Origin of the sequence: Gordonia aquimaris (assembly GCF_026262595.1) — a bacterium.
GTDB classification, from domain to species: Bacteria; Actinomycetota; Actinomycetes; order Mycobacteriales; family Mycobacteriaceae; genus Gordonia; species Gordonia tangerina.
In genome coordinates, this window is record NZ_JAPKFM010000052.1 from 1 (window position 1) to 6,576 (window position 6,576).

6 protein-coding genes and 1 other annotated feature are annotated in these 6,576 nt (G+C 62.3%); of the genes, 2 read left to right on the plus strand and 4 right to left on the minus strand.

Annotated elements, in window-relative coordinates:
* Positions 1-693: IS3 family transposase (locus tag OSB52_RS24365; protein WP_266063909.1), on the minus strand; the 693-nt coding region annotated here is incomplete at its 3' end.
* Positions 607-735 (minus strand) — a sequence feature (AL1L pseudoknot). It overlaps the preceding gene by 87 nt.
* On the minus strand, positions 696-1,013 hold the full coding sequence (locus OSB52_RS24370; protein WP_004022138.1) for a transposase: 318 nt from the start codon (positions 1,011-1,013) through the stop codon (positions 696-698). It overlaps the preceding feature by 40 nt.
* Before the next feature lie 90 nt (positions 1,014-1,103).
* On the opposite strand from OSB52_RS24370, the gene OSB52_RS24375 reads away from it, so the two are divergent.
* Complete coding sequence (locus tag OSB52_RS24375; protein WP_266063911.1) at positions 1,104-1,241, plus strand: hypothetical protein; 138 nt, start codon at positions 1,104-1,106, stop codon at positions 1,239-1,241.
* Positions 1,242-1,795: 554 nt separating this feature from the next.
* Here OSB52_RS24375 and OSB52_RS24380 read toward each other — a convergent pair.
* Positions 1,796-3,058 carry a L,D-transpeptidase gene (locus OSB52_RS24380; protein ID WP_266063913.1) on the minus strand — a complete coding sequence of 421 codons (1,263 nt, stop codon included), beginning with the start codon at positions 3,056-3,058 and terminating at the stop codon, positions 1,796-1,798.
* A 682-nt stretch (positions 3,059-3,740) separates the two neighbouring features.
* Here OSB52_RS24380 and OSB52_RS25105 point away from each other — a divergent pair.
* On the plus strand, positions 3,741-4,529 hold the full coding sequence (locus tag OSB52_RS25105; protein ID WP_266063915.1) for a DUF1883 domain-containing protein: 789 nt from the start codon (positions 3,741-3,743) through the stop codon (positions 4,527-4,529).
* A gap of 693 nt (positions 4,530-5,222) precedes the next feature.
* Here the strand turns inward: OSB52_RS25105 and OSB52_RS24390 are convergent.
* Positions 5,223-6,576 (minus strand): pentapeptide repeat-containing protein (locus OSB52_RS24390; RefSeq protein WP_266063917.1); only part of this gene is annotated, 1,354 nt, incomplete at its 5' end.

Here is a 6,576-nt window from a genome sequence, read left to right on the forward strand (position 1 = left end):
ATCCCCCTTGGAGCCAACAGATGTCACCGCTTCGGCTTCGGCCAGTCGTTCGGTGTAGCGGATGGCTCGGTATTGCACTCCGCGGTCGGAGTGGTGGATCAGCCCGGCCACGTCGTGGCCGGCACGCGACCGTGCCCACAATCCCATGTCTAAGGCGTCCAATGCGAGGTCGGTGTGCATCGTGGTCGAGACCTGCCAGCCGACGACCATCCGCGAGAACACGTCCAGGACGAACGCCGCGTACACCCAGCCCGAGTGGGTGCGGATGTAGGTCAGGTCCGCCACCCACAACGCGTTCGGTGCCGCCGCGGTGAACTGACGGTTGACCCGGTCAGCCGGCCGGGGTGTTTCAGCTCCCTCGCTGCGCGTGGTCTTGCGTGTCTTGAGTCTCGCTATCCCTTGCAGCCCATCGGCTTTCATCAATCGCTCGACGGTGCAGCGGGCAACACTATGGCCCTGTCTGCGCAATTGGGCATGCACCTTGCGGGCACCGTAGACGCCGAGGTTGTCGGCATGCACCGCGCGGACCTGGGTAAGGAGATCCCGGTCACGCACCACACGAGGCGCCTCGGTCTTCTGGGGGCTCAGGTGGGCTCGTACCGTGGACGGAGCGATCTGGGCGGACGTATCGCGCAATGCCGCACAGATCGGATCGACTCCGTGTTCATCGCGGTGAGCCGCGACGAACTCCACGATCAACGCTGTGGGCGGTCGATCTCCGCCGCAAAGAAAGCCGAAGCCTGCTTCAAGATCGTGTTCGCTCGCCGCAGTTCACGGTTCTCCCGCTCCAACGCCGCGATGCGGTCAGCGTCCTCACTCGTGGTGCCCGGGCGGACCCCGCCGTCGATCTCGGCCTGACGAACCCAATTGCGCAACGCCTCGGGATGGACTCCGAGCTGATCGGCGATCCGCTTGATCGCACCTCTCGACGAATCGGGATCTCGTCGCGCTTCACATGCCATCCGGGTGGCCCGGTCCTTGAGTTCCTCACTGTACTTGCGTGGTGCTGCCATGCTCTCCATCCTTCACAGGTTCGAGAGCCTCCGACAGACCCGGGGCGGTTCACAGTGCAATGGCTGGACTGTGTCGGATTTGGAGCTTCCGTGCTAGCCACGGCCGGACTGCTGTTGGTCATCAGTTTCGCGTTCATCGAGCCTTCAGCTCGGCTCATTTCCATCACGGCATTGCTCACACTGGCAGCACTTGTCGTCGAGATTGCCGCGGTCTGCGGCTTGCCGTGAACCGGAGAAGATGGCGAAGTACTCCCCACGCCACGCTTGCTGCGCGGACACCCTGTGTGTCTGTGTCCACGTCGTGCCGCCGACAAAGGTCAAGCACAAGGAGTCGCATCGGATATCGGCGTCGGCAGCTGTCAGCTCGTGAATGAGTGTAGCCAGTTATCGGCGGGTTGGAATTTTTCGTAGTGGAGAGAGGCTGATGATGCGCCCACGGCTGTGTCTAGGACTCGCAGTGCAATCCTCATCACGCCAAAGCCCCCGACGATTTGCCTACCCACCCGGCGGCCGTTTGAGGTGAGTCCGCAGGGGATGGAGATCGCTGGCGTACCGGTCAGGTTGAAGGGATGAGTCAGCGACCATCCCACCAGCTTGGATTCGAGCGAGGATGATCCGCCGAGTCGTTCGGGTTGAAACACTCCGGCGAAAATGCCACGGCTCTGGTGGTCGGACTGACGAGTAGCCGATGGTCGTGCATGAACCGATCAAAGCAACGGTCTCGGCCGACCTTGAATATTGTCGGCGCGAGCCGTAGCGAACGAGACCGGTGACTCCGAAGGTCAACCAAAGCCTCTAGGGTTTGCGTTGCCCTTCTTCCACTGCGACCACGGAATGTTCCAGTCACCGAGTCCATCGACTCCCGATAGCCTTTCGGCGTTGGTGTTCTTGACTGTGACGGGGTCTCCGCGCAGGGTGTTCTTCACGAGCCATTCTGCATCTGCGGGACTCAGATTTGGGCAGCCGTTGCTGACATTACTGTTGCCCTGCGCCGCCGTTGACCACGGCGCGCCGTGCATATAGATGCCGCTGTAGGACATTTGCACCGCCCAGTCGACGGGTGTGCGGTATCCCGCTGAGGACTCGACAGGCACTCCGTAGGTGGAGGAGTCCATGATGATGTGCTCGACGCGATCACCGATCATGTAGATGCCGCGTGGAGTCGGTGTGCTGTCTTTGCCGAACGATGTCGGCATGGTTCGGATGACCTTGCCATCCCTCTTGACGACGATGGTCTTGGTCTTGTCGTCGGCTTCGATTTCCTGAGCTCGGCCGATGGTGAAGTCGTAGGACAGATTTCCGTTGCCGTAGAGCCCGTCGCCGAGGTCGACTCCGTAAATGTTCACGGCAACATTGACCTTGGTGCCTGGTGTCCAGAAGCGTTCGGGCCTCCATCGGACTTCCGAGTCGCTGATCCAGTAGAACGCGCCTTGCATCTGAGGATCAGAGGTCACGGTGATCGCAGCCTGTGCCTTGTTTCGGTCAGGGATGGGATCCGCGAATCGAACACCGATCGTTTGGGCAATCCCGACGGTCTTCTCGCCGAGGATTACCGCGTTGGTCAGGGTCTCCGGCGAGGCTGTCGTGAAACCTTGCGAGACGCTCATTCGACCACCCACACCCACGGCCTCGGCTCGAACGGAGTACTGCTTCGAGTACCCCAGCGGCTGGGTGCTTATCCACGTACTGCCATCCTCGCTCAGTGAGCCCGCCAAGGCACGGCCACTGGCTGTTGGGATATCAACCTTTGTCAACGCGCCACGACTGGCTGACACAACGATAGGAAGCCCAGGTTCAACGACCGCGTTCGGTGCGAGTCGACCACCGCCGTCGGTGCCCACAGTGATGGAGGGTCGGGTCATCTCTGCGAAACTGTCGACGGCCTGAATCTGGTCACTGTAGGTAGAGCCCCCACTGGCCGAGCTGCACGAGGTCAGTACCACCACAACGACCGTCAGCGCTGCAAGTACCAGCAGGTGCTGAAGTTTGACCCCCTCCGAACGGTGTCGCCGAAGAGTTCTCAGACCCTGCGACGACGACTGCATATCGCCAGTCGATCCGCGGTCACGAAGCATCTCGCCCAATTGGGTCCTCAGAGCGCCAAAGTGGCCCATCAGTTACAAAGTCCTTCATCCGGTGTGGACATCGGCACAACAGAGCGTGGGTCCGTTACAGGGCCTACTAACCATCATAGTAGTTTGCGGTCAATGATGTCAGAGTCGGGCCGTCGCTGTCCGGACTGATGGCCGCGAGGCGGTCGGCAATGCCTACTCGGCGGATTGTCGATCGACTGGCCCCCACAGGGCTTGCCGTGGGCCGGTCTTTCGACCGACCTGCACTCTTGCCAACCCCGGCCCCTGAAGTCGGCGAGGGGCGACAGTTGCCGAAATCGATCATGGCCGGCGCCGCTGAGGCGCTCGACCGCGAGGTACGCCGCGCGCGTCTTTCAGGCCCACTGAGCGCCGTCGATCGCGACAGTGGAAACGCCGACCAGTGGCGACACGCCGAAAGTGACCAGGGAATCTCACGAATGCTATTCGCAAACTGTCGCGTCGATGGTACGGGCGATAGACTAACTCCAGAACGACAAGATACCGAACGGGATCAACCTCGTCCGGGTTCTGTCTCACAGTTGGTCGCTGTAAGGACAGGCTACAACGCGGGTTCTCGAGCTACAACAACTCGGGGGTAGGGGTTACATCGTCGTTCCCACGACAGGAGCACCCTGTGAAACACACCGTCCACGACCTCGGCCATCAGCAGAAGGGCGCGACCGCCGTTGTCACCCTCGACAGCCAGGCCAACGTCCAGCTGATGACGCAGTCCGAGTACCGGAACTACAAGTCCGGTCGCCGCTACCGGTACACCGGTGGTCTCGCAAAGCGGTCGCCGGTCCGGCTGACGATCCCGAGTTCTGGCCGGTGGATCATCGTTACCGACCTCGGTGGCTACCTAGGTCGTTACCGCGTGGGGGTCGGTGTTGAGCCCGCACCTCGCGGCGCTCTTCCTAAGATCCGCGAGGACAATCCAGCTCGACGGGTCGAGGTTCGCGACGACGTTGTTGAGCCGCCTTCGGATGACATCATGGCTGGCCAGACGTGGGACGTCTTTCTCTCCCACGCGTCCGAGGACAAGCTGAGCGTTGCTATACCGCTCCGTGACGCGCTTGCCGTACGCGGCGTCCGTGTCTGGTTGGACGTTGCAGAGCTTCGCATCGGTTCGAGCCTTCGTCGGCGTATCGATCAGGGCATCCGGTCGAGCCGGTTCGGTCTCGTGGTGTTGTCGCCGTCGTTCTTCGACAAAGGCTGGCCGAATCACGAACTCGACGGGATCGTCACCCGCACGAACGCGGGCGAGCAGTCAATCCTCCCGATCTGGCATGAGGTGGGTGCCGACGAGGTCCGCGCCTACAGCCCGTCCCTTGCCGACAAAGTGGCGTTGTCCACGGCCACCCATGAGATCGAGGCGATCGCCGAAGAGATCGCGGCTGTGGTCATCGGAGACAAGGCGGCGTGAGATCCCGCGGCCGACCCAGCCTAGTACCAGCAGGTCGGGGTCGGCCCGCTCTCTGACCGCCGGCCGCCGGTGGGCGGTGAAGGAGAACCTTCTCAACGTTCGTAGGGATGGGCGCCAGGTCCCGCCGAAGTGGGAACCGGGGTTAACGTCACGGATTGATGAGAGCCCCGGGCGATCTGGACGGTGACTAAGCCCGGACGACAGCCGATGTGGGAGTGCCGGAAGGTTCCCGCAGGTCACGGTGGGGCAGGTTGTCGGGTGACAACGTGCTTGGGAGTGGTGACAACGCACTTGAGAGTGCCCGACCCGCGGATTCGGAACGTCGGCGCGTGGCGATGCTGTCATCGGATGTGAGACTTCGCGATCGATGGTCGTCAAAAGATCTGAGTGACAGTCGAAGCGAGAGTTCTTACCGGACCCGAGCAGCTCAGAGACTTCGGAGCCTCAGATAGGTGTCATCGAGTCTCACCTAGGGTGTCAAAGTCTCAACTGCGTTGTCATCCGACACCGACAGACATCATCCGACAGCCGGCCTGATGCATCGGATGCAATATGCAGTGCTTTACTTGACATAATCTAAATTATCGGCTCGTATTAGACTGTGCTGCAACCTGATTCGTCACCAGTGTCGAATTTGGAGCTACAGTAACACCGTGTCAGTTTCCACCAGAGCACCGCGCTGGTGGAAACCCGTCAGCGTTTGGTGCGGTTGCGTATCGCTAACACCGCGAGGGCGAGGAGGACTGGTCCGAGGATGCGGACGGCGAGGTCGACGATGTGGCCGACGCTGGCGAGGGTAACTCCGGATAGCCCGGCCGGCCGGAACAGTGCGACGGTCTCCTGCGTCGCGAACAGCCACGCCCGCGCAAGGGACAGTCCTTCGGGCGGCGGTGCGGTTGAGGTGATAGCTCCGGTATCCAGGTTCACCGACGTCGGTGTCTTCGTAGTGGTCCTGGCCGCCCACGCATCTTTGGTGAAACACCAGCCAGCGACCGCAATAACCACAACGAGGCCCGCCAACGCCCGCCAAGCACGGAGCCCGTACCCGGAGATCAGCCAGTACACGGTGAGCAGCCACCGTTCCACCGACATCGGTTTGGCGGCCAGCCGCCGCATTTCCATTTCGCCGTAGTAGAAGTCGGCTGCGCCGGGTTCGTCCTTGCTGTCTTCGAGTGCTTTTCGCAGCGACCGGTAGGTGGCTGAGACGTTTCGATGGGTCAAGGGCGCGGTGGGAGTAGTGGCGGGTTCACCGGAGGTCTCGGTGGTGGCGTGTGAGGTGCGCAGGGTGAGTTCGTCGTGCAGGACGCGGCGGCCGGTGCGCCACCACTTCCGGCCGTACGCCGGCCACGCTCGCGTCTCGTCCCGCTCGCCGTGATTGTTGGTGAGAATGTCGTCGCCGGTGATGACCAGTTCGTCGAGGCCGTCGGCGGAGGTGAAGGTGCAGGCCCGCAAATCCATCCCGGACAGCGTGGTGCCCGCGATGTGCGCCCGCTGCAGCGACGTTACTGATGCGCGCGGTGCGTGGGTGAGCGCGGCACTCAGGTCCCGGTCGAGTCTAAGCAGGGCGTGCACGTGGCCGAGCCACTGATGCAGCATCATCCCGTCCGGGGCATCGATGACGCCGTGCTCGTTGCGTAACTTCGGGATTGGTACCCAGCTCCCGCTGCCAGGAACACTGCCCTTCCCGTCGTTTGTCGGCACGGAGATCGGCGCGGCTTCAATGAGTGAGCCCTTCGGGAGGTCGGCATCCTCGAGGTCCACCTCCGCACCGGCTACCACCAGATGTAGGCGCTCGGCGGCGCGGGTGCGTTTCATGATGATGCTCGCTGCCGCCAGTTCGAGCTGAACCGGCTCCTCGAACACCACCCGATCAAGCACGATGCGCTCTGCAGCGAGCCCCGTCGTGATCACCGATGTCGTCTCCCACCGCGATCCCGACCAGTCAAGCGTGCGCCATCGAGACTCGCCGAACCCGGCGTTCCCGGTGAAGGTCGCCTTGTCGAACCTGGCGTTCCCGGTGAAGGTCGCCTTGTCGAACCTGGCGTTC

Bases quoted from the DNA above. Each gene is read 5' to 3' on its own strand.
- OSB52_RS24380 (WP_266063913.1), bottom strand. From the start codon at position 3,058: ATGCAGTCGTCGTCGCAGGGTCTGAGAACTCTTCGGCGACACCGTTCG.
- OSB52_RS24370 (WP_004022138.1), bottom strand. From the start codon at position 1,013: ATGGCAGCACCACGCAAGTACAGTGAGGAACTCAAGGACCGGGCCACC.